2 protein-coding genes are annotated in these 2915 nt (G+C 33.1%); both read right to left on the bottom strand.

The genetic code is table 11. The features are described from left to right. Nucleotides 1-557: 557 nt before the first annotated feature. Nucleotides 558-1259 (bottom strand): EI24 domain-containing protein, encoded by a 702-nt coding sequence (locus tag AFK68_RS03575; RefSeq protein WP_246843976.1) that lies wholly within the window; start codon nucleotides 1257-1259, stop codon nucleotides 558-560. A gap of 11 nt (nucleotides 1260-1270) precedes the next feature. Continuing rightward, the gene (locus AFK68_RS03570; RefSeq protein ID WP_094671627.1) at nucleotides 1271-1588 is read right to left on the bottom strand and encodes a hypothetical protein; all 318 of its coding nucleotides are present in this window, start codon (nucleotides 1586-1588) and stop codon (nucleotides 1271-1273) included. Between the last annotated feature and the right edge of the window lie 1327 nt (nucleotides 1589-2915).

The raw sequence follows: 2915 nt of genomic DNA, 5'->3' as shown, positions 1-2915 counted from the left end.
GAGTAAGGGAGTGGGGGAGTAAGGGAGTGGGGGAGAAATAAACATAATCATAATTAACATTAACTGGCTAACAATTATAATCATTTCAAATAAGGATGAAACACTTTGAAGGAAAGAAAAAGTCGTCCCAGTCTTATTCAGAATGACTATAGATATGGGAGTTATTTGATCCCTGTTAATTACTTGATAACCAAACTATAGCATTCATGCCTGGGAATTGGTATAATTCTAAATTTATCAACTTCCGCTACACTACTTAATCTTACTGAAATGTGAAATAATTTCTAGAAATTACTGTAGCGTTAAAGTTTTCGGGCTATAAAATCTTAATGCATGAATTGGGAGTTATTTTATCGGTGTTAATTACTTGATAACCAAACTATAATTCATGCCTAGGAATTGGTACAATACTAACTTTATCAACTTCCGCTACACTACTTAATCTTACTGAAATGTGAAATAATTTCTAGAAATTACTGTAGCTTTAAAGTTTTCGGGTTATAAAATCTTAATGCATGAATTTTGAATTTTGAATTCCGTGAAACGGTATTAGACTATCAAGATTGACTATCTGGTAATAGTTTGGGTAAGACGCGATCGCAACAAAATAGAGTCCCTGCTGCTACACAAAGGGGAATACCTACAAAATTAACTATGGGAATAGTAATTAAGGCTTGACAAATTAACCCAAAGGTGGCACTTGCTGGAAAACTACGACGGACTACTGTTAACTTTTCTCTAAATTTTAATTTTCTTCTCTCCAAAGGTCCATCAAAAAAGTCAAGACAAACAATAGAGGTTGTGAGAATAATACCACCAATAGTTGCTATTAAAGAGCCTCCAGGAAAAAAGTTTAGTAGTAACATTGGCAACCCTATTCCTAGAAACAAAGCAATTTTTTTTAGCTCAAAAAGTATCGCTCGCCAAATATCCTTAAGAGAGGCTAATAAACCTGGAGGTGCTTCAGGCAATGTACCAGTTCTAATTTTTTCTAATTGTTCAGAAAGTTGACCATAAAAAGGCGAACCCAGAATAACTCCAAATTGTACTAATAAAAATCCAATTATTAGAAGTAATATGATAAATATGATGAGTTCTATAAACCAATCTAAGATATTATCTAAATAACTTAAAAAATTTAACCAAGTTGGTAGTTGAGCAATCATAGCATCAAAACGCAAAGATAAACTATTAAAAATAGTCTCAGTCAAATCAATTCCCGGCAGAAGTAAACCAATATAAAGAATAATTCCGACCACAATATNAAACTTCAGGTTAAAATCTTGCCGAAAACTAAATAACTTAAAAAATTTAACCAAGTTGGTAGTTGAGCAATCATAGCATCAAAACGCAAAGATAAACTATTAAAAATAGTCTCAGTCAAATCAATTCCCGGCAGAAGTAAACCAATATAAAGAATAATTCCGACCACAATATTAATAAAAATCGGAACAATTATATAACCTATCAATTTGGGATTTTTGACAAATATCATTAGAGCGCGAAAATGGTAAGTTGCACCTGCTACTAATCCTACAGGAGCTGCAAATATAGATAGTATTGATTTTGAATTTTGCTGTTTTATCATAATTTTATAACTCCCCAGCTCCTCTACTCAAAAAAGTTTAGCAAAAATTTATCAAACTTGGTATTAGATCAAATCTAGTAGTATCCGTATAAAAAAGCAGAGAAACCTGGTTTTTATCAAATACCCTTGTAGGGACGTTTTGCTAACGCAAAACTCCGCTTTATATGTCGGCGACAGCCGAAGTGCGTAATTAGGAGCATTCCGTCAGGAAAGTTGTGCGCCAGCAAAACGCTGCGCGACATGGAAAGCAGAGCATTCCGGAACGGAAAACGCATTTTTGCCTGTGCAACATCCCTACCATTGACCTCCCATAAACCCAGTTTCTTGTTACTCCAATTTATCGGGAACCGAAGCCAGCAAATTTGATATTATCCCTAGAATTTTTTTGATAGTAACTACGGCATAAATATGGCAATTTTAACAATTGATAATGAACAATGGATAAGTAGGTAGACAAAATTATTTGTGTATTTGCCGTTTACTTACTTATGAGCTTACCTCTTACTTATTGACTCTTCCCTACTACTGCCAAAATATTAAATTAATTCTCTCCAGATAATTATTGCTCTGCTGATTAAATATAAAATAATTGACAGATAAAGGTTTTAACCTTTTTAAGTTTGCAAAAAGTACCTGGTTTTGAGCTGCTTGATGGTCAAAAAGTTAGGATTTTGGGTTGAGTATATTAGAAAAATCAAAGGATAATTCTTCCTCTTGCCTCCTCTAAATTTCCCATTCCTCCTGGCTCCTGACTCCTGACTCCTACCCTCACCAATAAGACTTTTTCAGCAAACCCTAATTAATTATTTTTGAGCACAATTCTCCATTATCCATTGGTAATTAATTTTGCTTATGAAATTCTCAAAGTAGAACAGAATTATATTTAATTAATTAATTTATAATTTTTAGTTTTAATCTCATACAAGTCCGATGAGGTAAGCATTCAGAATTCAGCTAACAGCTATCAGCCATTAATTCATCCTGTTTGGAAGGAGAAATTAGTCTGATGGCAAGAATTAAAAATCTGACACGAAAAAGGTCATCAGCTAATCTTAGTATTTGCTTTATTCTTTACGAAAATACGAAAAGCTGAATGCTTACCCGATGAGCGAAAAGCTGATTAAAGATATCTATCTTCTGCCTCATCCTAATAATCAGCCTATAGTACAAAATAAAGTCATAACTTGTTTTTATATAGAATTTATCAAGTTATATCATGTCCGGTAGCATCGGTCTTGTATAGTTCATTAATTGATAATTGATAATGGATAATTGATAATTACCTCTGGTTAAAACCGAGAGGATTGAAGATTGGGAAATATCATTT

It is taken from the genome of Hydrocoleum sp. CS-953, from assembly GCF_002260545.1.
Lineage (GTDB): Bacteria > Cyanobacteriota > Cyanobacteriia > Cyanobacteriales > Microcoleaceae > Trichodesmium.
Note: the sequence above shows the minus strand (reverse complement) of the source record. Positions and strands in the feature narration are given on the sequence as shown.

Bases quoted from the DNA above. Each gene is read 5' to 3' on its own strand.
- AFK68_RS03570 (WP_094671627.1), bottom strand. From the start codon at position 1,588: ATGATAAAACAGCAAAATTCAAAATCAATACTATCTATATTTGCAGCT.